Source organism: Hymenobacter sp. B81 (assembly GCF_044628455.1).
Classification (GTDB): domain Bacteria; phylum Bacteroidota; class Bacteroidia; order Cytophagales; family Hymenobacteraceae; genus Solirubrum.
In genome coordinates this window covers 441426-464685 of sequence record NZ_JBIYZW010000001.1, presented here as the reverse complement: position 1 = coordinate 464685, position 23260 = coordinate 441426, and the positions used below count along the sequence as shown (strand labels likewise).

22 protein-coding genes and 1 tRNA gene are annotated in these 23260 nt (G+C 65.1%); 11 read left to right on the top strand and 12 right to left on the bottom strand.

Annotated elements, in window-relative coordinates; all coding sequences use genetic code 11:
• Positions 1–58: 58 nt before the first annotated feature.
• From ACE191_RS01940 to ACE191_RS01930, 3 genes are all read right to left on the bottom strand, one after another.
• Positions 59–709 carry a zinc ribbon domain-containing protein gene (locus ACE191_RS01940; protein ID WP_400190493.1) on the bottom strand — a complete coding sequence of 217 codons (651 nt, stop codon included), beginning with the start codon at positions 707–709 and terminating at the stop codon, positions 59–61.
• A gap of 563 nt (positions 710–1272) precedes the next feature.
• Positions 1273–1581, bottom strand: coding sequence for a GNAT family N-acetyltransferase (locus tag ACE191_RS01935; protein WP_400190492.1), 309 nt, complete (start codon positions 1579–1581; stop codon positions 1273–1275).
• A gap of 121 nt (positions 1582–1702) precedes the next feature.
• Positions 1703–2266 carry a hypothetical protein gene (locus ACE191_RS01930; RefSeq protein WP_400190491.1) on the bottom strand — a complete coding sequence of 188 codons (564 nt, stop codon included), beginning with the start codon at positions 2264–2266 and terminating at the stop codon, positions 1703–1705.
• A gap of 346 nt (positions 2267–2612) precedes the next feature.
• Here ACE191_RS01930 and ACE191_RS01925 point away from each other — a divergent pair, with 346 nt between their 5' ends.
• The 4 genes from ACE191_RS01925 to ACE191_RS01910 all read left to right on the top strand — a co-directional run bounded on the left by ACE191_RS01925 (position 2613) and on the right by ACE191_RS01910 (position 5500).
• Entirely contained in the window at positions 2613–3158 is a 546-nt protein-coding gene (locus ACE191_RS01925; protein WP_400190490.1) for an RNA polymerase sigma factor, read from the top strand.
• Positions 3159–3188: 30 nt separating this feature from the next.
• Complete coding sequence (locus ACE191_RS01920) at positions 3189–3671, top strand: hypothetical protein (RefSeq protein ID WP_400190489.1); 483 nt, start codon at positions 3189–3191, stop codon at positions 3669–3671.
• Between the two features lie 9 nt (positions 3672–3680).
• Positions 3681–4178, top strand: a complete 498-nt coding sequence (locus tag ACE191_RS01915; RefSeq protein ID WP_400190488.1) for a hypothetical protein — start codon at positions 3681–3683, stop codon at positions 4176–4178.
• A gap of 125 nt (positions 4179–4303) precedes the next feature.
• Positions 4304–5500, top strand: a complete 1197-nt coding sequence (locus ACE191_RS01910; RefSeq protein ID WP_400190487.1) for an aspartate aminotransferase family protein — start codon at positions 4304–4306, stop codon at positions 5498–5500.
• Between the two features lie 65 nt (positions 5501–5565).
• Here the strand turns inward: ACE191_RS01910 and ACE191_RS01905 are convergent, their stop codons facing one another.
• Positions 5566–6030 (bottom strand): TerB family tellurite resistance protein, encoded by a 465-nt coding sequence (locus ACE191_RS01905; protein WP_400190486.1) that lies wholly within the window; start codon positions 6028–6030, stop codon positions 5566–5568.
• A gap of 257 nt (positions 6031–6287) precedes the next feature.
• Here ACE191_RS01905 and pfkA point away from each other — a divergent pair, with 257 nt between their 5' ends.
• The gene (pfkA, locus tag ACE191_RS01900; protein WP_400190485.1) at positions 6288–7259 is read left to right on the top strand and encodes a 6-phosphofructokinase; all 972 of its coding nucleotides are present in this window, start codon (positions 6288–6290) and stop codon (positions 7257–7259) included.
• Positions 7260–7327: 68 nt separating this feature from the next.
• Here the strand turns inward: pfkA and miaA are convergent, their stop codons facing one another.
• Together miaA and ACE191_RS01890 are read right to left on the bottom strand one after the other, a co-directional pair.
• Entirely contained in the window at positions 7328–8236 is a 909-nt protein-coding gene (gene miaA, locus ACE191_RS01895) for a tRNA (adenosine(37)-N6)-dimethylallyltransferase MiaA (RefSeq protein ID WP_400190484.1), read from the bottom strand.
• Positions 8233–9369, bottom strand: a complete 1137-nt coding sequence (locus tag ACE191_RS01890; RefSeq protein WP_400190483.1) for a glycosyltransferase — start codon at positions 9367–9369, stop codon at positions 8233–8235. The genes miaA and ACE191_RS01890 overlap by 4 nt, the downstream gene beginning before the upstream one ends.
• Before the next feature lie 149 nt (positions 9370–9518).
• Here ACE191_RS01890 and ACE191_RS01885 point away from each other — a divergent pair, with 149 nt between their 5' ends.
• From ACE191_RS01885 to ACE191_RS01875, 3 genes are all read left to right on the top strand, one after another.
• Positions 9519–13574 (top strand): PAS domain S-box protein, encoded by a 4056-nt coding sequence (locus ACE191_RS01885; RefSeq protein WP_400190482.1) that lies wholly within the window; start codon positions 9519–9521, stop codon positions 13572–13574.
• 60 nt (positions 13575–13634) lie between these two features.
• Positions 13635–14012 (top strand): response regulator, encoded by a 378-nt coding sequence (locus tag ACE191_RS01880; protein WP_400190481.1) that lies wholly within the window; start codon positions 13635–13637, stop codon positions 14010–14012.
• Between the two features lie 104 nt (positions 14013–14116).
• Positions 14117–14884 (top strand): MBL fold metallo-hydrolase, encoded by a 768-nt coding sequence (locus tag ACE191_RS01875; protein ID WP_400190480.1) that lies wholly within the window; start codon positions 14117–14119, stop codon positions 14882–14884.
• 8 nt (positions 14885–14892) lie between these two features.
• On the opposite strand, the gene ACE191_RS01870 is transcribed toward ACE191_RS01875, so the two are convergent.
• Positions 14893–15366, bottom strand: a complete 474-nt coding sequence (locus ACE191_RS01870; RefSeq protein ID WP_400190479.1) for a hypothetical protein — start codon at positions 15364–15366, stop codon at positions 14893–14895.
• Between the two features lie 154 nt (positions 15367–15520).
• On the opposite strand from ACE191_RS01870, the gene ACE191_RS01865 reads away from it, so the two are divergent.
• Positions 15521–17092, top strand: coding sequence for an NFACT RNA binding domain-containing protein (locus ACE191_RS01865; RefSeq protein ID WP_400190478.1), 1572 nt, complete (start codon positions 15521–15523; stop codon positions 17090–17092).
• Positions 17093–17409: 317 nt separating this feature from the next.
• On the opposite strand, the gene ACE191_RS01860 is transcribed toward ACE191_RS01865, so the two are convergent.
• Positions 17410–17491 (bottom strand) — tRNA-Leu (locus ACE191_RS01860).
• Between the two features lie 297 nt (positions 17492–17788).
• On the bottom strand, positions 17789–18484 hold the full coding sequence (locus ACE191_RS01855; RefSeq protein WP_400190477.1) for a Dps family protein: 696 nt from the start codon (positions 18482–18484) through the stop codon (positions 17789–17791).
• A 300-nt stretch (positions 18485–18784) separates the two neighbouring features.
• Between ACE191_RS01855 and ACE191_RS01850 the strand changes: the two genes are divergently transcribed.
• Positions 18785–19270, top strand: a complete 486-nt coding sequence (locus tag ACE191_RS01850) for an MOSC domain-containing protein (RefSeq protein ID WP_400190476.1) — start codon at positions 18785–18787, stop codon at positions 19268–19270.
• Between the two features lie 102 nt (positions 19271–19372).
• Here ACE191_RS01850 and ACE191_RS01845 read toward each other — a convergent pair whose 3' ends face one another.
• The 3 genes from ACE191_RS01845 to ACE191_RS01835 form a co-directional block, all read right to left on the bottom strand.
• Entirely contained in the window at positions 19373–20500 is a 1128-nt protein-coding gene (locus ACE191_RS01845) for a WG repeat-containing protein (protein ID WP_400190475.1), read from the bottom strand.
• The gene (locus ACE191_RS01840) at positions 20434–21213 is read right to left on the bottom strand and encodes a hypothetical protein (RefSeq protein ID WP_400190474.1); all 780 of its coding nucleotides are present in this window, start codon (positions 21211–21213) and stop codon (positions 20434–20436) included. Before ACE191_RS01840 ends, ACE191_RS01845 begins: the two co-directional genes overlap by 67 nt.
• A 126-nt stretch (positions 21214–21339) precedes the next feature.
• Positions 21340–21801 carry a DUF6799 domain-containing protein gene (locus ACE191_RS01835; RefSeq protein WP_400190473.1) on the bottom strand — a complete coding sequence of 154 codons (462 nt, stop codon included), beginning with the start codon at positions 21799–21801 and terminating at the stop codon, positions 21340–21342.
• Between the two features lie 180 nt (positions 21802–21981).
• On the opposite strand from ACE191_RS01835, the gene ACE191_RS01830 reads away from it, so the two are divergent.
• Positions 21982–23193 (top strand): ATP-binding protein, encoded by a 1212-nt coding sequence (locus tag ACE191_RS01830; protein WP_400190472.1) that lies wholly within the window; start codon positions 21982–21984, stop codon positions 23191–23193.
• Positions 23194–23260 lie beyond the last annotated feature (67 nt).

Sequence of the window (23260 nt, the reverse complement as noted above, 5' to 3'; positions counted from 1 at the left end):
GCCCGGCCCGGCTGCTGACGAGCAACCGGGCCGGGCTGTTTCATTCCGGGCGCGACGCTTACTGCTTGCTGCCGCACTCGGCGCAGAAGCGCTGGTCGGCTTTCATGGTCGCACCGCAGTCGCTGCAGAACTTTTCCTTGGCCTGGGCCGCAACGTTGGGCGTGCCGCACTCGGGGCAGAACTTCTGGCCGGGGCTCATCTTGGCGCTGCAGCTCGGGCACTGCACGATGCCGGCGCGGTTCACGAAGTCCAGCTCCTTGGTGTAGTCCTGGGCGCGGGTCTTCTCGTAAATCTGCTCGCGGGCGGCCAGCGACTGTTGCGCGGCCAGCTCCTCGTGCTCGTCGGGGGCGCAGTCTTCGCAGAGGCCGGCCTTGTGGTTCCAGCACACGTCGGGGCACACCCAGTGGCCGCAGCGGGTGCACTGCTTGAAGTGCTGCTTGCCCTCCAGTACGGCTTTCTCCATGGCCTCGTCGTGGGCCTTGCCACCAATGGCGCGCTGCACGTGGTAGGCCGCATTGCCGGCACTGGAGAAGTAGCCCCCGAATAGGCTGCCGGCCGCGCGCATCAGCTCCCCGGCAATGCCCACGGCGTTGGGCTGAAACCGTGACATGTGGCCATTACGGCACTTGTCGCAGTAGAACTTGAACTGAAAGCCTTTGTCGGTGGAAAGGTCGTCGTGGTTGGCGACGAATTGAATCAGGTTGCTCACGGTGGAAGGAGGAGTGGATTTAGATCGTAAATATCACCTTTTACCGCTCCAGTGGGCAATAGCATGATAATGTGAGCCGGCCCGCCAAGCAATATTTACTCGAATCCAGCGCTGGATAGGTGCTAGGCAGGCAGCAATCGGGCGTCACCCCCTGACTTCACCTCAACCCGGAGCATCTCGCCGGGCCCATTATCTGAAAGCAGCCTCAAGGCATCGGACCTCAACGCATAGCTGCCAGGCCGGCCATTGGTGGGCTTTCCAGCGGGTCGCGGCCCACCATTGCGTAGTTCCTTTAGCTGCTAGGCCGACACAGACCGGGCTCAACCCGGTATAGCCTGAACTATTGCCCGGCACTTACAAAGGCGAAAACCAAGAGAAATAATGCGAGCAAAAGAGCCTTCTTCCTTATATATATTCCTGTATCCGATATTATAAGCGCTACGCCAATCTGTAAATGTACTCTTCAATTTCTGCCTGCCGCGCGTTGGCAAAGCCTTTGTCTACCCCGACGCTGACGAACCCGCACTTTTCCAAAACCCGCTGAGAGCCAGCGTTATCAAAGGCTACCCGTACGAATAACGGAGGGTCGTTTCCAGCTTCAGAAAAAGGCTTAAGGCCCTGGTTGCAATGCCCCGGTGCCAGAATGCCCGGTCAAGCCAGTAGCTAATTTCGGCCTTGCCGTCTATTTCAAATTTGGCCACGCTGCCCGCAACCACGTCGCCCACCAGGATGGTTTGATTGTTTACCGTCGGGTCACTCAGCAGCATGGTGTATTTGTGCAGGTAGGCCGCTTTATCCGTTGGGTCCGGCGCGGTAAACGCGGCCAGATAGCGAGCTTGGGCATCGAGCTGAAACTCAAACAACAGCGCCAAGTCGGCAATGTCGGTTTGCCGCAGGGTTATTTCGTTGCTACTCCTTACCATCATCAGCAAGCTTCATTGTTCATTAACCATTCTGCCAACATTCTGCCACAAGGTCCTATTTCTGCGGCTATTAACGTATTAGTGTTGCAGCGTTATGCAGGGTTATTCCGAATCCCAGCATCACGAAGAATACACCCATAATAAAACTCAATCCCGAAAAAATCAACAACCATTTACACTTACGCAAATCCCGCTCAAAGCTTTGATCTTCGCAGTCGACTTTTTCTTCCAGATCTTCAATTACCGCCCTCGCGCCATTTTCGCTATTTGTCAACCCCTGTAGTTCTGCCAGCTTTTTCATTAGCCGTAGTCTTCTGATAAAGTGCGTCATACAATCAGTGGAATAATAACGATGCCCTAATGCGCAAAATGCCGCAGCTATTAATGCAATTGCGCCAATAATGAAAACCAGCTTGCTATCAAGGAATGACTTCAGGAAAACAAACGTAGTCCCCTGCGTGACTTTGAAAACGATATTCGTAAGCAAAAATCCATAGACAGCTAAACCTAACAATGACAGCCTTAGAATTTCAGAGGAGAAGGCCTGGTATTTTTCAAGGACATTAAAATCCGCCTTGAAATTATTTTCATCTACCGGAATGTCTCCCAGATATTTCAGCCTCAACGTACGCATAGCTGCGGAAATATTTAATGAACAATGTTTTTTGCTTATGCTAAATGCTTAGCTGGCAAATCAGCTATAGCGGCTTTACGAACGGTGTAGAGACGCATACTTGCGTCTCGTCGTTGAACGACTGACGTTCGAACGGCACGGACGAGGAGACGCAAGGTTGCGTCTTTACATGCCCGATACACCGTTCACGAATCCGCTATATGACAATATAGCTACCGTTGGTTGTACTGTTGCTATTGCCGCGCCAGGCACTGGGCGGCGGGCTTTTTGCCCCGCCGATTAAACCCTCGCCCCGCGGCCGCGTCTAAGCCCTACGCCACCCGCTCCCACCAACCCCGCCTGCTGCTTGGACGACCAGGAGATTCTCAGCAAGTTCGCCGACCCCGGTTCCCGGAACCTGGCCTTCAACCAGCTGGTGCGCAAGTACCAGCAGAAGGTATACTGGCACGTGCGCAAGATGGTGGTCGACCACGACGACGCTGACGACCTGGTGCAGGAGGTGTTCATCAAGGTGTGGAAGCACCTGGAAAACTTCCGCCGGGATGCCTCGCTCTATACCTGGATCTACCGCATTGCCACCAACGAGTGCCTGAACTTCCTGCAGAGTAAGCGGCGCAAGTTTTTTCTGCCCCTCCATGACGTGGGTGCCGAGCTGGCCCAGAAGCTGGAAGCCGACGAGGGGCTGGCCGGCGACGCGGTGGAGTTGAAGCTGCAGAAAGCCATTCTGCGCCTGCCCGACAAGCAGCGCTTGGTGTTCAACCTGCGCTACTACGACGAGATGCCCTACGAGCAGATGGCCGAGATAACTGGCACCAGCGTGGGCGCCCTCAAGGCTTCCTACCACCACGCTGCCAAGAAGATCGAGCAGTACGTAAACGAAGCCCCCGATTAAACTTCGCGGCTCCGGCCGCCTCCAACGCCTATGAAAACGCCTTTTCGTCTGGACGAGCACCCGCGCCGCGCCCGGCTGCTCGCCCCGCCCCCGGACCAGTACTTCGAGCGCCTGCCGCTGCGCGTGATGCAGCGCGTGCAGGCGCCCGATGCCGACCCGGCCGCCGCTTTCGGCTGGCTGCGGGCGCTGTCGGCCCCGCTGCGCACGGCCCTGGCCTCGGTGCTGCTGCTGCTGGGCTTCCTGGGGGCGTTCTGGCTGCTTCCGCGCCCCGTGGCTACCGACGCGCCGCTGGCGGCGGCCCGGCCCCTGCCCGCCAGCCAGGCGCTGGCCCGGGTGCCGCCGGCCGAAGTGGTGCAGTACCTGCTGGCCGACACCGGCCCCACGCTGGCGCTGAGCGACCTGGCCGAAACCGCCGTGGCCGACCAGGACCTGACCCAGAGCTTCCTGCCCGGCTCGGCCGCTGAAATTCAGGCGGCCCTCGATGAGCAGCCGGCGGTGGACGTGTACCTATAACTTGCCCTCATGCCCTTCCCCTCCATGAACTTTCGCGCCTCATTCCTTCGGCCCCAGCTCGCCGCACTCCTGCTGCTGCTGGCATTCAGTCCCGCCCGGGCCCAGCAGGGCGGCAGCCAGCCCCGCCTCGAGCGCATCGAAGCGGCCCGCGTGGCCTATCTCACCGAAAAGCTGAGCCTGACCAGTGAGCAGGCCCAGCGCTTCTGGCCCGTATACAACGAGTACACCGACAAGCGCCGCAGCCTGCGCAAGCAGGGCCGCCCCGGCGGGCCGCGCCGCCCCGACTTCGCGACCATGAGCGACAAGGAAATCCGCGAGGCCATCAACGACCAGTTTGCCACCCGCCAGAGCGAGCTGAACCTGGAAAAAGAGTACCTCGACAAGTTCCAGAAGGTAATTTCGCTGCGCCAGGTAGCCCTGCTCTACCAGGCCGAGCGCGACTTCACCAAGGAGCTGCTCAAGCGCCTCGACGGCCGACGCCCCGGCGCGCGCCCAAGCGAGCAGTAACGCCACACTTCATTTACAAAAGCCCGCTGATTTCGGCGGGCTTTTTTCATGGCCGGGCGGTTCCGGGGGCCGGTGCCGAGTCGCCGGGGTGGGCAGTGCAAGCAGCGGCGCGGTACCTTTGCGGCATGCTTACCCCCCGCCAGCTTTTCCTGCGCCACCAGGCCCAGACCTCCGATACGCCCTTGCTGCTCGAAGTGGAACGCGCCGAGGGCGTGTGGATGTACGGCCCCACGGGCCGCCGCTACCTCGATCTGATTTCGGGCATTGGCGTGAGCAACGTGGGCCACCGCCACCCGCGGGTGCTGGCCGCCATTCAGCAGCAGCTCGATAAGTACCTGCACCTGATGGTGTACGGCGAGTTGGTGCAAACGCCCCAGGCCGAGCTGGCCCAGGCCCTGCACGCCACCCTGCCCGCGCAGCTCGACTGCGTGTATCTGGTCAACTCGGGGGCCGAGGCAGTGGAGGGCGCGCTCAAGCTGGCGAAGCGCCACACCGGGCGCACCGAGCTCATCAGCTGCCTGAACGCCTACCACGGCTCCACGCAGGGCGCCTTATCGGTTACGGGCTCCGAGAGCTTTAAGCGCAGCTTCCGGCCCCTGCTGCCCGACGTGCGCCACATCCGCTTCAACCACGCGCCCGACCTGGCGCTGATAACCGCGCGCACGGCTGCCGTCATCGTGGAAACCGTGCAGGGCGAAGCCGGCATCCGCGTACCCGAAAACGACTACCTGCAGCTGCTGCGCCGCCGCTGCGACCAAACCGGCACGCTGCTCATTCTCGACGAAATTCAGTGCGGCTTCGGGCGCACCGGCACGTTCTGGGCCTTCGAGCAGTTCGGCATCGTGCCCGACGTGCTGCTGTGCGCCAAGGGCATGGGCGGCGGCATGCCCATCGGGGCCTTCATTGCCCGTCAGGAGGTAATGCACGGCTTTAAGTCGGCGCCCGTGCTGGGGCACCTGACCACTTTTGGCGGGCACCCCGTGTCGTGCGCGGCTGCGCTGGCTACCCTGCGCGTGATTCAGCAGGAAAACCTGCTGGCGGGCGTAGCCGAAAAAGCCGCCCGGTTCCGGCGGCAGCTCCGGCACCCGGCCATTCGCAACGTACGCGGGCTGGGGCTGCTGATGGCCGTGGAGTTTGACTCCTACGCCGTGCTCAAGCCCATCATCGACCACGCCCTGGCCCACGAGGGCATCCTCACCGACTGGTTTCTGTTCTGCGACAACTCCCTGCGCCTGGCTCCGCCGCTCACCATCTCCGACGAGGAAATCGACTACGCCTGCGCCGCCCTGCTGCGGGCCGTGGCACACGTGACTGGCCACTGAGCGCACAAAAAGCCCGCCCCGGTCGGCTGACCGGGGCGGGCTGGGCAGTACGAGTTGACCCCGAGCTACAGTCCCTGGCCGTGGCTGGGCTGGGCCGAAGCGGGGAAGTTCAGAAAGGCCTGCGACTCTTCCTTGATTTGCTCGCGGGGCAGGCCGTCGCGCACGCCGATGGAGATTTTGCGCACCAGCACGCCCACGATGGCCTTGCGGAAGCCCAGCTTGCCGGCCATGTCGATGCAGAAGTCCATCTCGTTGTCGTCGACCACGCCGTCGGCCAGCATCATGTCCACCAGGTCGAAGATCTGGTCGAAGCGCTCCGAGTCGTTGTCGGGAATGGTGAGGGTGCCCTGGCTGGCATTGGCCACTACGCCGCGCACGTCGTTGGCACTAAGGCCGTTCTTTTTGCCCACCGTCACCAGAAAGTTCATTTCCCGCTCGTCGATGTGCCCATCGACTCGGGCCAGCGAGGCTAGGTTCTGGATGTGGCTACGAACTTTTTTATTTTGCTCGCTTTCGAAGAAACCAAACATAGCGGGAAAAGGAAAACGGTGAGTGGGGAAATGGCCGGGGCGAAAAACGGCGGCTGGCCAGGCGGAAAAAAGTGGCTGCAACCGGCCGGAACGCCGTTAAGATATCTTTTCGCCCTCAACATACCATACGCGGTCTGGAAAAAAACTGCCAGCTTGACCTGCATATTTCCGCGAAATGGTACTAACTCGCGGGCTTGTCCACCGGTTTTCGTTTTCGACCCCGGCCCGGCTCCTTCCCTTCTGACCTTGCATTACCAATGAAACGCATCGGAGTATTTACCAGCGGCGGCGACTCGCCGGGCATGAACGCCTGCATCCGGGCAGTGGTGCGCACCGCCCTCTACCACGGCATCGAAGTATACGGCATCATGCGCGGCTACTCCGGGATGATCAAGGGCGAAATCGTGCGCCTCGACACCACCTCGGTAGCCAACATCGTGCAGCGCGGCGGTACCATCCTCAAGTCGGCCCGCAGCCAGAAATTCACTACCAAGGAAGGCCGCCAGGAAGCCTATAACCAGCTGATTCACCACGGCATCGAGGGACTGGTAGCCATTGGCGGCAATGGCACATTCACCGGCGCCGAGCTGTTTGAGCGCGAATTCGGCATTCCCACCGTGGGCGCGCCCGGCACCATCGACAACGACCTGTTCGGCACCGACTACACCATCGGCTACGATACGGCCGTGAACACCGCCCTGGAGGCCATCGACAAGATCCGCGACACGGCCGACTCGCACGACCGCGCCTTCTTCGTGGAGGTGATGGGCCGCGACTCGGGCTACATTGCCATTCCCTGCGCCATCGGCGGCGGCGCCGAAATCGTGCTGGTGCCCGAGCAGCAGCAGTCCATCGACACGGTCATCGACACGCTGCAGGTGGCCCGCAAGCGGCAGAAGTCTTCGTTCCTGATCATCGTGGCCGAGGGCGACGAGGAAGGCAACGCCACCTCGATTGCCCAACAGGTGAAAGCCGCCATTCCCGAGATGGACGCCCGCGTGACGGTTATCGGCCACATTCAGCGCGGGGGCGCCCCCTCGGCCGCCGACCGCCTGCTGGCCTCGCAAATCGGCATTGCCGCCGTGGAGGGCCTCATCAACGGCATGCGCTCGGTTATGGCCGGCATTGTCAACCGCAAGCTGGTGTACACGCCCTTCGAGGAGTGCATCTCGCGCAAGAAGCCCCTCAACCAAAGCTTCATGCGCATGGTCGAAATCCTCTCGACTTGATCGATGCGTGAATGGGTGGCTGGGTGAATGAGAGAATGCGCAAGCGGCACATTCCCTCATTCACCCAGTCATTCATTTAACCATTCCCCAATGGCGTCAAAGGCCTGGTCCGGGTGCAGGGGTTGGTAGGCCGGGTCGCGGCGCAGCCAGGTCAGCTGGCGCTTGGCGTAGCGGCGGGTGTTGCGCTTGAGCAGGCGCACGGCTTCCTCGTAGTCGTAGAGCCCGTCGAAGTAGCCGATCAGCTCCTGGTAGCCCACGGTTTGCAGGGCCTGGGCGTGGCGAAAGGGCAGCAGCCCGCGCACTTCGTCGAGCAGGCCCTGCTGCAGCATCTGGTCCATGCGCTGGTCGATGCGCTGGTAGAGTTCGTCCCGCTCGCGCTCCAGGGCCACCTTCACCACCTGAAACGGCCGCTCGGGCCGCGCTGCGCCGTGAAACGAGCTGAAGGGCCGGCCGCTGCTGCGCGTGACTTCCAGAGCCCGCAGCACCCGCACCGGGTTCTGCCGGTCGATGCGCGCGTAGCTGACGGGGTCGAGGCGGGCCAGTTCGGCCAGCAGCCCGGGCAGCCCTGTTGCGGCCAGCTGCTGCTGCAGGGCGGCGCGCACCGCGGGGTCGGCGGGCGGCAGCTCGTCCAGCCCGTCGGTGACGGCCTGCAGGTACAGGCCCGAGCCGCCGGTAAGAATGACCACACGATGACGGCCAAACAAGTCGTCGAGCAAGGCCAGGCAGTCGGCCTCGTAGCGGCCCGCGCTGTAGTCTTCGGTGATGGAGTGCGAGTCGATGAAGTGGTGGCGCACGCCCTGCATTTCCTCGGCCGTGGGTTTGGCCGTGCCGATGTGCAATTCACGAAAAAACTGCCGGGCGTCGGCCGACACCACGTCGGTGCCGAAGTGCCGGGCCAGGCGCACGCACAGGGCGGTTTTGCCTACGGCGGTGGGGCCGGCTACGGTCAGCAGCACGGGCAGGTTGGCGGGGCTCATGGTTGCAGAACGGGTTGGGGCGCCGGCCACAGCGCGGCGTACAGGTTTAGCAGCACAACTTCCTCGCGCTGCCAGTTCAGCTCCTGCCGGGCGCGGCGGCAGTTGCCGGCCAGCTGCCGGTAGCGGGCGGGCTCGTCGCGCAGCAGGCGGTTGAGGGCCGCCGCCAGCGCCGCGGGCGTCAGTTCGGGCACTACTTCGGCCACCTGGTGCTCGTCGTTGAGGGCCAGGTACTCGGGGAAGGGCGAAATCAGCTGGGGCACGCCGGCGTGCAGGTAGTCGAAGAACTTGTTGGCCAGGGAGTAGTAGTAGCTCAGGCCCAGGTTGTCGAGCACGCTGATGCCCACGGCGGCCCCGCGGGTAACGGCGCGCAGTTCGGCGGGCAGCACGAAGCCGCGAAACTCCACCTGCCCGCTTTGCAGCAAACCCAGCTCGGCCGCCCGCCGCCGCAGCGGCTCCGACAGGTCGCCTTCGCCGCAGAGCACCAACCGGCCCGCCACCCGGGGCATGGCTTCGAGCAAAGCCTCCAGGCCCCGGCCGGCGTTGAGGGCGCCCTGGTAGAGAATGTAGCCCGCGTCGGCGGGCAGCGGCGCGCCCGCCCCGTCGGAGGGCTGCAGGCGGCTGATGTTGCGCACCGTGCCGAAGGGCCGGCCGTAGCGCTGCTCAAACAGCCGCGCCAGCGCCGGCCCCACGGTGTAGGCCAGCCGGGCCCGCGGCACCACGAAGCGCTCCACAGCCCGCCACAGGCGCTGCACGGCGGGGCGCGCCACCACCTCGGGCACTTCGGTAAACAGCTCGTGGGCGTCGTACACCAGCGGGCGGCGGGCCAGCCGGGCCGCCAGCCACACCGGCAGCGCCGTGTCGAGGTCGATGGCGCAGTAGGCGTCCCAGCCGCCGTGGCGCAGCAGATACAGCAACAGGCGCAGGTTGAATTCGAGGTAGAACAGCTTGCCCTTGCTGAAGCGGCAGCGCAGCCGGTGCTGCTCGTAGGGCTGGGCGGAAAGCGGCAAGGAGGCGGGCCACTGCCGCCCTACCAGCCGCACCCGGTAGCCGTGGCCGGCCAGCGTGGCGCAGATGCGCTGCATGCGCTGGTCGTAGTTCAGGTCGGTGGTGACGGCGAAAAGCAGGCGGCGCACGTAGCAGGATCAGGCGCCCGGGCGCTACTAGCCGACCAGGCGTGGTTTTCGGGTTATTTTTGACAAATTTATCAGTAAAACCTGCCGCGCCCCGTGCGCGCAGGCCCTGGCCGGCTCCCGCACCCCCCGGACAGCTACTGCTGCTGCGCATGGCTCCTTTGACCGCCCTGGAATCCGCGTCCCCCGAGGCCGCTACCTACCGCGCTTTATTCGACAACGCCTACGACGCGCTGCTGCTCTACGACGAGCGCGGGCAGCTGGTCGACTGCAACCAAACCGCCACCCGGCTGCTGGGCACCACCCGGCCCTTTCTGCTGGCGGCCGGGCTCATGGCCTTCGTGCGCCCCGAGGCGCCGGGCCTCAAGCAGCCTACCTGGCTCAGCGAGGCCGATCTGCAGGAAGCCGTGGCCCACACGGCCCGCACCGGCGAGCAGCACGCCTGCTGGTGGTACGGGCAGCGCACCGACCTCTCGCCGGTGAACGGCTGGGCCACCCTGCACCGCCTGGAAGTGGGCGGCGCCCGGCGCGTGCAGCTCACCCTGCGCGACATCAGCGCCCACCCGGCCCTGCCCGAGACGGCCCAGCTGCACGTGCAAACCCAGGAGCACTCCTCCCGGCAGCTGCGCGACGTGCTCAGCCGCGCCAACATGTGCTACCTGCTGCTCGACCCCGAAGCCCGGGTGGTCGACTTCAACGACTACTTTGCCCAGCTCACCGGCTACAGTCCCGAGGAAATCCTGGGCCGCGACTACTTCGAGGTGTTTGCCCCGCCCGCCGAGCGCGAGCCCCGCCGCTACGCCTACCAGAAAGCCTGGACCGAGCACCAGCTCCAGGACTTTTTCGAGCGGGCCCTGGTTACGCGCTCGGGCCGCCACCACACCCTGTACTGGTACTCCGAGTTTGAGCGCGACGCCGACGGCGACGCCACCGGCGTGCTGTTCGTGGGCCGCGACCTGCCCGAGGGCCAGGTGGTGCAGCGGGTGCTGTCGGACAACCGCACCCGCCTGCAGGACTTCTTCGACAACGCCCACGACCTGATTCAGAACCTGAGCATCGACAACCGCTTTTTGTTCGTGAACAAGGCCTGGAAGGAGAAGCTGGGCTACACCGACGAAGATTTGCCCAACCTGACGCTGTCGGACGTGGTGCACCCCTACTACAAGGCCAAGCTGATGTACCAGCTGCGCAACCTGTACAAGGGCGAAAAGGTCAACAAGCTCGAAACGGTGTTTCTGACCAAAACCGGCAAGCCGGTGCACCTGATTGGCTCCATCAACTGCTCCTGGGACGACGGCGAGCCGGTGAGCACCCGCGCCATCCTGCACGACATCACCGACCGCATCAAGGCCGAGCGCCTGCAGAAGGTGTACTACAGCATTGCCAACCTGGCCATCAGCTCCAAGGATTTGCACTCCCTGTACGGGGCCATTCACCGCGAGCTGAGCAAGATCATTGAAACCAACAACTTCTACATTGCCCTGACCGACGAGCACCGAACGCAGCTACAGTTCGTGTACTTTATCGATCAGAACACCCAGTTTGAGAAGGCCAGCACGGCGCGGCCCTTTTCCTCGGGCGTGTCGGAGTACATCATCCGCACGGGCAAGCCGCAGTACCTGCTCAAGGCCGATTTGCAGGCCCTCATTGCCGACGGCACCATCACAGCTTACGGGCTCATGCCCGAGGTCATGCTGTGCTCGCCGCTGAGCGTGGGCGACCGGATCATCGGCGTCATCACGGTGCAGGACTACTCGCGGCCCGACGTGTACGCGCCCAGCGACCTGGAAATCCTGCACTTCATTTCCAACCAGGTGGCGCTGGCCATTGAGCGCAAGCGCAACGAGGTGCAGATCAACAAGCAGAACGCGCGGCTGAACGCCATCTTCGAGAGCGGCACCCACCTGATGTGGTCGGTGGATCTGAAGTCGCGCCTGACCTCGTTCAACCGCAACTACGCCGCCTACTTCCTGCGCCGCAACGGCGTGCACCCGGCCCTGAACGTGAACCTGTGGCAGGCCGACCTGGCCATGATGGAGGAAGACGCCCGCCAGGCTTTCGTGGAGAACTACAGCAAGGCCTTCGAAGGCGTGCCCCAGCGCTTCGAGGTGCGCCTGCGCGACGTGCGCGGCCAGGACACCTGGCGCGAGATTTACCTCAACCCCATCTACCTCGACGACGGCACCTTCGAGGAAATTTCCGGCATTGCCCACGACATCACCGACAAAAAGCGCGGGCAGCTGGAGCTGGCGGCCCAGGAAGAGAAGTTCCGCGCCATTTTCGAGTCGTTTCAGGACGTGTACTACCGCACCGACGGCAAGGGCGTGCTCACACTCGTGAGTCCCTCGGTGCTCGACATGCTGGGCTTCACGCCCGAGGAAGTGGTGGGCACCCCCATTGCCGACTACTACATGAACCCCACTGAGCGGGAAGGTCTGCTCAACGCGGTGCGCGAGCACGGCGAAGCGCGCAACTACGAGGTGGCCATGCGCCACAAATCGGGTCACGCCGTGAGCGTGCTGGTGAATGCGCGCATGGTGAAGGACGGCCCCGCCGGCACCGAAGGCATCGGGCGCGACATCACCGAGCTCAAGAAGATGCAGGACGATTTGCGCCGCGCCAAGGACGAGGCCGAGGCCGCCTTGCACGCCAAAACGCAGTTCCTGGCCAACATGAGCCACGAGCTGCGCACGCCCATGAACGGCATCATCGGCATGATTGACTTGCTGCACCAGACCGTGGCCTCGGAGGAGCAGGAAGACTACGTGGATACACTGCGCCGCTCGTCGGACGCGCTGCTGGCCATCCTCAACGACATCCTGGACCTCTCGAAGATTCAGGCCGGCAAGATGGAGCTCAGCGTGGAAGGCATGGACCTGCACTACACGCTGGAGAAGATTCACTCGCTCTTTGCCAACCGCGCCAACCAGAAAGACCTGCGCTTTACCTACCACGTGGCCCCCGACGTGCCGCGTTTCATCGTGATGGACGAGATGCGCCTGCTGCAGGTGCTCAGCAACCTCACGTCCAACGCCATCAAGTTCACCGCCGAGGGTACGGTGAGCATCGTCGTGTCGGGCACGCCACTGGGCGGCGAGGCCTGGCAGCTGCGCTTCGCGGTGCAGGACTCGGGCATCGGCATCTCGCGCGAAAACGAGAAGCTGCTGTTCAACAACTTCACCCAGCTCGACACCACGCCCACCAAGTCGTTTGGCGGCACGGGCCTGGGTTTGGCCATCAGCAAGCAGCTCACCGAGCTGATGGGCGGCACCATCGGGCTTTACTCCAACTCGGGTGAGGGCTCCACGTTCTGGTTTACCATTCGCTGCCGCGTAGCCCACAACGAGGAGGAAATCCTGCACCAGCGCCAGTCCTCGCGCGAGCGGCCGCCGGAGGTGCTGCGCTTTGAGGACGCCCCGCGGGTGCTGCTGGTCGACGACAACTCCATCAACCAGAAAGTGGCCCTGCGCCTGCTCGACAAGCTGGGCTGCGACACAGACCTGGCCAGCGACGGGTTCGAGGCCATCGGCAAGGCCACCAACGGCCAGGGCTACGATTTGATTTTCATGGACATTCAGATGCCCGAAATGGACGGCATCACGGCCATGCGCGAAATTCGCCGCCGTCTCGGCGACCAGTGCCCGCCGGTAGTGGCCATGACGGCCTACTCCATGAAGGAAGACGCCGAGCGGTTCCTGCAGCAGGGCATGGACGACTACGTGTCGAAGCCGGTGAAAAGCCAGGACTTGTTTGCCGTGCTGCGCCGCTGGCGCCCCGCCCCGCCCGCGGTGGCCGAGCCGCCGGCTCCTGCGCTGCCGCTGCCCGCGGCGGCGCCGGTGCTTGAATCCGCCGACGACGATGCCCGGCCCGTGATTGAGGAAGCCACCCTGGAACAGCTGCGCGAGCTGGGCGGGGCCGACTTTGCCGCCGGCCTCTACGCCGACTTCGAGCACGAAGCCGGCCCCCTGCTCGACGAGGCCGGGCAGCTGGTGCAGGCCGGCCAGTTCACCGACATCCTGCCCCACCTGCACCAGCTCAAGGGCACCGGCTTCACCCTGGGGCTGACGCGCCTGGCCGAGCAGGCCAAGCACCTGGAACATGAACTCAAGCAAGGCCGTACGGAAGATACCGTGCGGGAATTTCAGGCGCTATTGCGTTATTTCGCACAGTTCAAGTCTCAGTACCCGGCCCGCACCAGTGCCCCCTAGCCGGCACCGCGGCCACCGCTTTCTCCGCACCTCCCAACTCCTAAAAACTGGCTGTCAACCATGTCCGATTCCAAAACCATTCTGATTGCGGAGGATAGCTCTGTGATTCTGAACCTGACCAAGAAGATTCTGGAGCTCCAGAAGTACCGCATCGTGTCGGCCAAAAACGGCGGGGAGGTGGTCAAGCAGCTCGAAGCCCAGCCCATCGACTGCATTCTGCTCGACATTAATATTCCGGTGAAGGACGGCATGACCGTGGCGCGCGAGATTCGCCAGCACGCGGACGAGAAAATCCGCCAGGTGCCCATCATTGCCATTACCGGCAACGCCAACAACTACTCCATGGACGACTTCCGGCAGGCCGGCGTAACCGACTACCTGCCCAAGCCCCTGGACTTCGACGCGCTGGTGCGCACCGTGAAGCAGCACATCGGGTAATTAATTGATAATTAATAATTATGAATTATTAATTGGTCGATGGGATTTCAGCGCCCGCCGGATAATTAATAATTCATAATTGTTAATTCATAATTCAGCACGCAGTGCAGGTTACCTTTCTTGGCACGGGCACTTCGCAGGGCGTGCCGGTCATCGGCTGCCACTGCGAGGTGTGCCGCTCGCTCGATTTCCGCGACCAGCGCCTGCGCGTGTCGGTGCACCTGCAAGTGCAGGGGCGCAGCATCATCATCGACTCGGGTCCCGATTTCCGCCAGCAGGTGCTGCGCGCCCGCATTGGCCACCTCGACGCGCTCGTGTTTACCCACGAGCACAAGGACCACACCGCGGGCATGGACGACATCCGCGCCTACAACTTCAAGCAGCAGCAGGACATGCCCGTGTACGCCGAGCCGCGGGTGCTGGAGCAGCTGCGGCGCGAGTACGCCTACATTTTCGCCGAAAAGCGCTACCCCGGCGTGCCCCAGGTGCAAACCCACGCCATTCTGAGCGACACCACGGCTTTTGAGGTCGAGGGCATCGAGTTTCAGCCCATTCGCGCCCTGCACTACAAGCTGCCGGTGCTCGGCTTCCGGGTGGGTGGCTTCAGCTACGTCACCGACGCCAACCACCTCTCGGCCGAGTCGCGCGAACGGCTACGCGGCTCCGAGGTACTGGTGCTCAACGCCCTGCGCCACGAGCCGCACATCTCGCACTTCTCCCTGGCCGAAGCCCTGGAAGTTATCGAGGACGTACAGCCGCGGCAGGCCTACCTCACCCACATCAGCCACCTGCTGGGCAAGCACCGCGAAGTGGAAATGACCTTGCCGCCCCACGTGCAGCTGGCCTACGACGGCCTGCGGCTGGAGGTGTAAGCCGGTAGCTACTGCACGGCCTTATCCAACTGCAACGTTACGCTGATGTCTTTCCGCTGGGGGTTGCAGCAGAGCATTTCCCAGCGGACGTAGCGCAGCTGGTAGCGTTGGTTGTTGGCTCGCACGCTCACGGTGTCGTGCTCGGCGGGGGCGTAGGTAAGCGGGAATCTCACTTCCTGCACCTGGCCCTGCGCGTCGGTCACGCTGAAAACCGGCCCCACGCTGCTGCCGAAGAAACAGCGCAAACTGGGGTTGCCGGAGCATTCCAGGGGCGGGCAGTAGCTGTAAGGCACGTCGGCCAGCTGTACCGTCAGCTCGGGCGCCGGGCCGGCGGGCAGCAAGGCCCGCTGCTGGTAGTGCAGCGTAAACTTCTCGCCGAAGCCGGGGTGCAGCTCGGGCCGCGCGGCTTCGGGGTCGGCCGGGGTTTCTTGGCAGGCGGCCAGGCTCAGCCCGGCAAGCAGAATCAGTAGTAGTGGGCGCATGGAGGCCAGGGCTGGTGGACGGGGGCGAGCCGCATGCCTGGGTGAGTTCAACCAGTGGCCTGTTCGTTGCATTGGCCATCGGCTAAATAGTCTGCGCCCGCGGCCGGCGGTGGTTTCGTTGCACCTTTGCGCCTTCCGCGCTTTGCTTACCGGCATGCACAACAACTACTATTTTCTGCGCCAGCTGGCCCCTGCCCTCACCCGGCAGCTGCAGGGCTTCCGCGTAGCCACCTGCTTCACCCAGGAAAAAGACGAGCTGGTCGTCGGGCTGACCAACGGCACGGCCGAGTTATGGCTGAAAGCCCAGCTGGCGGGCAGCCAGCCCCTGCTGAGCTTGCCCGAAAGCTTTCACCGCGCCCGGCAGAACTCGGTGGATTTGCTGCCCGAGCTGCTGGGCCGCCAGGTAGCCACCGTGGGGGTGCTGCCCCACGACCGGGTGCTGCGCCTGCTGCTGCTCGACGGCGCCGGGCTGTGGCTGAAGCTGTACGGTCCCCGCCCCAACGCCGTGTTCCGCCCCCGCCCCGACGCGCCGGCCCAGCTGTTCCAGCAGCGCGTTGCCGACGACCTGACGCTGGGCCAGGGCCCGCCCGCTGCGGGCCCCACCGAGGCCGAGCTGGCCGCTCAGGCCGACCCCGCCCGCTTGTTCCCCACCTTCGGCGACGTGCCGCGCACCTGGCTGCGCCAGCAGGGCTACGAGGTCGCCGCGCCCGCCCAGCGCCTGCGGCTGGTGCACCAGCTGCTGGCCCAGCTCGAAACTCCGGCCGCCTACTACATCATTGAGCTGGGCGGGCGCACCCGGTTGAGCCTGCTGCCCGTGGGCGAAGTAGAGCAAACCCTGCCGCCCGACCCCGTGGCCGCCCTGCGCGCCTTCGTGCCGCTGCTGCTGGGCCGCCGCGCCTACGAAACCGAGCACCGGCAGCTGCGCCTGCAACTGGAAAAGCGCGCCGACGAAGCCACCCACAGCGCCGCCCAGGCCCGCCAGCGCCTCTTCGACCTGGAGCACGGCGCGAGCTACCGCCAGACGGCCGACCTGATTATGGCCAACCTGCACCGGATTCCGGCCGGCGCCGCGCAGGTAGAGGTAGCCGATTTCTACCACGACGACCAGCCGCGCCTCCTTAAGCTCAAGCCCACCGAAACGCCCCAGCGCACGGCCCAGAACCTGTACCGCAAGGCCAAGAACCAGCAGCTCGAAACCCGGGAACTGACCGAGCGCGCCGCGCGCCGCGAAGACGAGGCGCTCTGGTGCCTCGAGCGCCTGGAAGAGCTGACCGGGCTGACCGAGTTGCGCACCCTGCGCGCCTGGCGCAAGCAGCACGGCCTCGACCCCGCGGTGCAGGCCAAAGCCGCCGCCACGGAGCTGCCGTTCAAGGTATTCGAGGACGGCGGCTTCACCATCCTGGTGGGCCGCAACGCCCAGAACAACGACCTGCTTACCCAGCGCTACGCCCACAAAGACGATTTGTGGCTGCACGCCAAGGACGTCACCGGCTCCCACGTAGTCATCCGGCAGCGCCCCGGGCAGTCGGTGCCCGAGCCGGTGCTGGAGCGCGCTGCGCAGCTGGCCGCCTGGTACTCGCGCCGCAAAAACGACTCGCTGTGCCCCGTCACCGTCACGCCCAAAAAGTTTGTGCGCAAGCCCAAGGGCGCCGTGGCCGGGCAGGTAGTAGTAGAGCGCGAAAAGGTGCTGCTGGTGGTGCCCGCCAATCCCTTCGAGCGCAGCTAGGGCGGATCGACGGCCCGACAGCAAGCCAACGGAACGTCATGCTTCATCTGGCGTCCGCCCCGCGAAGGACCTCGCCCGCTTCGTTGAACAAGCCTGACGAAGCGGGTCAGGAGCTTTGGCGCTTGCGCGGGTAGCGCAACCCGCTGGTAAGCGGGGCTGACTTGTAGTTGGCGCGTCGCGGCACGACTGCACCTGAGTGAACGACTTGGTGCTGGAAGACGCGAAGGGAAAGTTCGCGCTACAGTGGCGCTTGGGCGGCTACTCGAAAGCCGAAAAAGCAAGCGGCCGGCCCCCGAGTGGGAGCCGGCCGGCTACTGTGCGCACAGGGAGAGTCGAACTCCCACACCCGAAGGCACCACCCCCTCAAGATGGCGTGTCTACCAATTTCACCATGTGCGCAGAACACAGGACTTGATGCCGAAGCATCCCCTCGCCGAAAGAGGGCGGCGAAGTGGCGACAAAAGTAGCGCTTCACGCCGGATGGTGCAACACTTCCCCGCAGCTTTTCGCCGCGCTGCCCCTACCCGCAAGGCACTCAGGCAGTAAAAATGCCGTCCCGGCTCCAAAACGTCCTTCCTGGGTTCGGCTACTGTTGCTATCGACGCCGGTTTCAACCCGCTATCCGGCGTAAAAGAAAGCGCCGGCCGCCTGTTGCCGGCGGCCGGCGCTTGCCGGGCGGTTAAGCCGCTGAATCAGCTACGAGCGGGCCAGCGGAGTGTCGACCAGGTGCTCGGAGAGAAACCACACCTGCATTTCGTTGGTGCGCAGTACCTCGCTCACCACCAGGTCGTTGGTGCCGTCGTCGCCGGCATCATCGGCGCGGCTGGCATAGTCGTGGCACTGCTTGAGGATGATTTCGTGGGCCTGCAGCAGACGCGAGACCTGAATGGGCGCCTCTTCCCGGTCGCGGGGCGGGCGCGGAATGCTGCTGGCTTCGGCTACGTCGGCGCCCATGGCCAGGGCAATGCCGCCCAGAATCTGGATGCGCTCGGCGATGCTGTCCACCAGCTCACTCTGCTCCTCGTAGTGCTTGTCGTAGAGCAGGTGCAACTGGTAGAACGTGGGCCCCACCACCTGCCAGTGGTGCTTTTTGTACATGTCGCGGATGGTGATGGTGTCGGCGAGCAGCTGGTTAAGCATGTCCACGCTTTGCTGGCGCACCTGCTCGTTGAGGCCGATGGGCAGGCGCTGCGACACGGTGCCGAAGCGCTGCAGCGGGCGCGGCGCGTTTTCCTGCTGGTTGAGCACGGGCTGAACGGCCGGCGCGGCGCGGCGGGCTACGGTAGTGGTAGGGTTGGCGCTGGGGGCGGCCGAAGCCGCTGACTTGCGGGCAGGAGCCTTGCGGGTAGAATCCGCAGCGGCGGACTTCTTGCCGGTTGCTTTGGTTGCCATGGGAACTGAAGGGGTTGGATGCGAAAACGCGCCGGCCTCAGGCGGTCGGCGGCGAGCCGGCACAATGCGGCTCCGCTGGGCATACGCCGGGCTTCGCGGCCGGGTTTTTTTCATTGATCATTTATCATGGATCATTTATCAATAGGCAATGGGCAATTACCATGAATACCTGGCAACTACCAACTGACAACTCGCAACAGACACGAGCCCCGAACAACGGGCCCAGGGCCTGAGTATACGGCCTGCCCCGGTGGTAGTCGGGCACCCACCTGATAAATGTTAAATGATAAATGACAACTGATGACCATTGCCCAACTGCTCGATAGCCTGCCCCAGACCGGACGGCTCGAATGGATTGGCCTGCGCCCCCGGCGGCGTGAGCCGCTGCTGGCCGTGCCCGAAGCCACGGCCGAAACCGACCGCCGCCTGATCGGTGACCACGCTTCCGTCCGGCCCGGCGGCAAGCGGCAGGTAACCCTGGTGCAGCACGAGCACCTGACGGCAGTGGCCGGATTCCTGGGCCTGGCCGAGCCCGTGCACCCCGGCCGCCTGCGCCGCAACCTGGTAGTGAGCGGCCTGAACCTGCTGGCCCTGAAAAACCGGCGGGTACGCCTCGGCGACGAAGTAATCCTGGAAATTACCGGTGAGTGCCACCCCTGCTCCCGCATGGAAGAAGAGCTGGGGCCCGGGGGCTACAACGCCCTGCGCGGCCACGGCGGCCTCACGGCCCGCATCATTCGGGGCGGCACGCTGCGGGTGGGCGACCCGGTGCGGGTGGAGCCGTAGCGAAGCGGGAGCCGGCCTGCGCGGCTGCCTTGCCCGGGCGGCGCTGTTATTGCCCAAGCCAGCACGCGACTGAAACCCGGCCTGGAGGGGCGTCTTTGGGCCTTACTCCACCGGCTCTCCCGCCGGGTTGATGAAGAAGCTGCGCCCTCCCTGGGTTACCTGCGCGCGGCCCTGCTCGAAATCGGTGGCCGACTCGTAACGGCCAAAGGGCGCAGTGCCTTCGGCGGGGTCGTCGAGGTAGTCGGGGCTGATGAAGGTGTAGACGTCGGCCAGGCGCACCCGGGCCAGGCCGTTGCGAAACGAGTAGGCTTCGCGGAAAATAACCGGGGGCTTGGCGGGGTCTTCGGGCTCGGGCCCCGTGAGGTAGTGCCAGCCGCGGTGGTCGAGCACGGCGGCGCGGCCCTCGGCAAAGTCCAGGGCATTGAAGTAGTAGGTATCGAACTCCCGGCCCCGCTCGTCCACGAAGGTGTAGGCATCCCCCACCCGCACGCGGGCGTAGCCGTCGGCGTAGGCATTCAGGGCATCGTAGGCCAGGGGTAGCACCTCCTTGCCCGCCTCGTCGATCATGCCGTACACGCCCTCGGTTTCTACCACGGCCCGCGCCTGCTGAAACGCCGCAACCGACGAGTAGCGCGCCGGCACCACGGGCGTACCGTCGGGGGCGGCAAAGCCCCAGCGGCCGTTTTCCTGGTAAGGCACGGGCGCCTCGTGGCCTAGGTGGCTCAGTCCCCAGAGGCCCAGCCCCAGCAGGCCCAGCCCGCCCGCCACCACCCCGGCCCGCGGCCACTGCCGCCGCCAGGCCCGCACCCGGCGCAGGCGGGCACCCCACGCCGCCAACCCAATGGGTGGTTTACCCGCGGGCTGAGTCGGCAGCGCCACGGGGGACGGAACAGCGGCGGGTGCTCCGCTATGCAGCTTGTCAATCAGCTGGCCCAGCTGATCGATCTTGGCTTCCAGCTCGCGGTTGCGGGCGTCGTAGGCGGCCTGTGAGGTGCGGATGGCTTCTTCCAGTGCCGCTTTCTCCCGGCTTTCGGCCGCCAGGCGGTCCTGCAGCTGCCGGGCCTCGGCCGTCACCGGCACGGCCTGGGCCAGCTGGCGGCGCAGCTCCGCCATGTGCCGCTCGCGCTCGGCTTCCCGCGCCTCCAGGGCCTGCAGCTGCCGGCTTAGCTGAGCCTGCGACTCCTGCTGCAGGCGCTCGAGGCGTTGCTTTTCGGCGCTGCTGACAGCCACCTCTCAGCCGGGTAGCTGCCGTAGGGAGCATCGTGGGGCACGTCCTCGGCCCCCAGCCAGCGCCAGACCCGGCCCCACAGGCTTGCCCCCGGGGCGGGCGCCTCCGCGGCGGGCGACACGGGGGCCGGCGTGGGCTCGTCGGTCAGGTCGCGGGCCCACTGGGCCAGGTCGTCGGCGCTCAGGTCGATTTCGGGCGTGGCCAGCTGCCGGAGCCGTCGGGGCAGGCCGGCCGCTTCGGCCAGCAGCTGGAAGCTGCTGCCGGGCTGCTGGCTGAGCTGTTCTTCGACCTCGGGCCCAAACTGCACGGGCGCGCCAAACACCACCAGGCCAGTGACAAACTGCAGGTTGGCCTGCTCGGGCGTCAGCTGCGGACCGAGCCAGGCCGCCAGTTCGGCCTTCTGCCGGCGAAACTGCTCGAAGGGATTGTCGGCGCCGGCCACCCCGGGTATGGGGCGGGCGTCCAGCTTCCAGGCCCCGTAGCTCAGGGCCGGAATGCCGAGCCGCCCCCCGCCCGGCACGAATACCAGCAGAGTGATGCTGTGCGGCCGAATCACCACGGCGTCCAGCGGCTCGCCGCCGGCTTCCACGGCGAAGCTGCCCAGCAGCAGCGTGGGCAGCCCCGCCGGGTCGGCGCGCAGGATGGCTTGCACCTCTTCGTAGAGTTGTTGGCGGGCCGCGTTGGCGAAGGGCGCAAAGAGAAAGTGGTGCAGCATAAACGAGAGAAAAGCCGGAGCCGCGGCACTGGCGGCCTCACCGGGCGGAACGTTAAAAGAAAACCCGAAGCCACGGCGGGCGTTTGACAGCCCGCTCAGCCAGCCCGGAGCCGGGCGCCGGCCGGCTTAGTCGTCCCAGCCCCTGCCCTTCTTCCACTTGTGCTTGCCCTTCTTCTTGTGCGCGCCCCGGCCCCGCTTGAGCGCCCCGAACCCCGCCTCACCCGGGCGGGCGTTGAGCACGAACCCGACGGGCAGACCGCGGGCCGGCGCCACCGGCCGGGGCGCGGCCAGGGCCAGGCCCCCGGCGGCGGGCACCACGGCCACCACGTTGCCGCGCAGGTCGCAGCCCTGGCCTTCGCGCAGCTCGGTGCGCCGCCCCTGCTGGCTCACCACGAAGCCGTCTTTGGTGACGACCGCGCCCGTGGGCAGGCGGGCGTCGCGCGTCATGGGCCGAAGCTGGCCGTTGCGCAGCACGTGCATCTGCCCGTTGCGGCGCTGAAAGCCGTCGTTGGACAGTTGCTGCGCCCGGGCGCGGTGGGGCCCGGCAAGGGCGGTGGCAGCCAGTAAAACCAGAATCAGGCGCATCATAAGCAAGGTACAGGGCAAGCAAGGGGCCGCCCGCCGGAGCAAATACGAAGCCAGCCCGCGGGCGTTTGGCGGCCCGGCCCCGGCCGGCCGGGCCGGGAACCGCACCCCGGCCAACCGCCTGCCCGCGGCGCTGACTAAACGCTACCTTTAGCCTCTCTCTTTTTCTTACTGCTCGTTGTCATGCCCGACCTTTCTGCTTCCGACGACGATACACCCCTGCGGGTGGAGCTGCGCGCCCTGCGGGCCGAAAACGAGCAGCTGCGCCGCGAGCTGAGCGCGCAGGCCCGGCCGGCCGGCCCCGACCAGCAGTACGAGCAAAGCCAGGCCCGCTTCCGCACCGTTTTCGAGGAGTCGCCGCTGGGCCAGAAAATCATCGACGACGGGCTGCTCATCCGCCAGGCCAACGCCGCGCTGGTGACCATGCTGGGCTACCAGCACGTAGACCAACTGGTGGGCCGCGGCATCCTGGAGTTTGCCCACCCCCGGCACCGCGCCGACTGGCAGCAGCTGCAGCAGCGGCTCTGGGCGCACAAAACCCCGCACTTCAGCCTCGAAACCTGCCTGGTGCGCGCCGACGGCTCCGACTTCTGGTGCCGCGTAACCTCGGTGCTGTTTTGCGACGGCGGCGCCGAACTGGGCTATACCACCCTCGAAGACATTTCCGAGCGCAAGGGCCTGGAAGACTCGCTGCGTCGCCTCTACGACGCCCAGGAAACCATTCTGCACGTGGTGGCCCACGACCTGAAAAGCCCCATCAACCACATTCAGATGCTGGTGGAGCTGCTGCAACGCGACGCCCACCTGCTGGCCAGCTGCCCGGCATCTACCCGGCAGGAGGCACTCATCTACCTGAACATGATCGGCCAGGCCTGCACCGAGGCGGGCACGCTGCTGCAGGACATTCTCTACCTGGGCAGCCTGGAGGCGCGCCCCCAACCGCTGGAGCCTACCGACCTAAGCGCCTTTCTGGCCGAGCGGCTGCTGGTGTTTGAGCTGGCCGCCCGCGAAAAGAACATCTGCCTGACCCAGGAACTGCCCCCGGGCCCGGTCTACGCCGGCCTGCACACCGGCACCTTCGCCCGCGCCATCGACAACCTGCTCACCAACGCCCTCAAGTTTACGCCCGCGGGCGGGCAGGTGCGGGTACTGCTCAGTGAGCAGCACGGCCGCGTGCGCCTGAGCGTGCAGGATACGGGCATGGGTATACCCGACGCCCAGCAGCCCCACATCTTCGACAAGTTCAGCTCGGCCGCCCGCACCGGCCTGCACGGCGACCCTTCCACCGGCCTGGGCCTGTACATCACCCGCCAGATTGTGCAGCTGCACCGGGGCAAAATCTGGGTGGAAAGCCGCGAGAACGAGGGCAGCACCTTCGTCATCGAACTCAGCTGAGCCCTGTTCCGGCCAGCGCTGACCCCGCGCTGGCCCGGTGCTGGTTCGGTGCTGGCGGCCGACGCCA

Bases quoted from the DNA above. Each gene is read 5' to 3' on its own strand.
- ACE191_RS01835 (WP_400190473.1), bottom strand. From the start codon at position 21,801: ATGATGCGCCTGATTCTGGTTTTACTGGCTGCCACCGCCCTTGCCGGG.
- ACE191_RS01855 (WP_400190477.1), bottom strand. From the start codon at position 18,484: ATGGCAACCAAAGCAACCGGCAAGAAGTCCGCCGCTGCGGATTCTACC.
- ACE191_RS01910 (WP_400190487.1), top strand. From the start codon at position 4,304: ATGCTTACCCCCCGCCAGCTTTTCCTGCGCCACCAGGCCCAGACCTCC.
- ACE191_RS01920 (WP_400190489.1), top strand. From the start codon at position 3,189: ATGAAAACGCCTTTTCGTCTGGACGAGCACCCGCGCCGCGCCCGGCTG.
- ACE191_RS01870 (WP_400190479.1), bottom strand. From the start codon at position 15,366: ATGCGCCCACTACTACTGATTCTGCTTGCCGGGCTGAGCCTGGCCGCC.
- miaA (WP_400190484.1), bottom strand. From the start codon at position 8,236: ATGAGCCCCGCCAACCTGCCCGTGCTGCTGACCGTAGCCGGCCCCACC.
- ACE191_RS01905 (WP_400190486.1), bottom strand. From the start codon at position 6,030: ATGTTTGGTTTCTTCGAAAGCGAGCAAAATAAAAAAGTTCGTAGCCAC.
- ACE191_RS01830 (WP_400190472.1), top strand. From the start codon at position 21,982: ATGCCCGACCTTTCTGCTTCCGACGACGATACACCCCTGCGGGTGGAG.
- ACE191_RS01915 (WP_400190488.1), top strand. From the start codon at position 3,681: ATGCCCTTCCCCTCCATGAACTTTCGCGCCTCATTCCTTCGGCCCCAG.
- ACE191_RS01930 (WP_400190491.1), bottom strand. From the start codon at position 2,266: ATGCGTACGTTGAGGCTGAAATATCTGGGAGACATTCCGGTAGATGAA.
- ACE191_RS01850 (WP_400190476.1), top strand. From the start codon at position 18,785: ATGACCATTGCCCAACTGCTCGATAGCCTGCCCCAGACCGGACGGCTC.
- ACE191_RS01865 (WP_400190478.1), top strand. From the start codon at position 15,521: ATGCACAACAACTACTATTTTCTGCGCCAGCTGGCCCCTGCCCTCACC.
- pfkA (WP_400190485.1), top strand. From the start codon at position 6,288: ATGAAACGCATCGGAGTATTTACCAGCGGCGGCGACTCGCCGGGCATG.
- ACE191_RS01885 (WP_400190482.1), top strand. From the start codon at position 9,519: ATGGCTCCTTTGACCGCCCTGGAATCCGCGTCCCCCGAGGCCGCTACC.
- ACE191_RS01840 (WP_400190474.1), bottom strand. From the start codon at position 21,213: ATGCTGCACCACTTTCTCTTTGCGCCCTTCGCCAACGCGGCCCGCCAA.
- ACE191_RS01880 (WP_400190481.1), top strand. From the start codon at position 13,635: ATGTCCGATTCCAAAACCATTCTGATTGCGGAGGATAGCTCTGTGATT.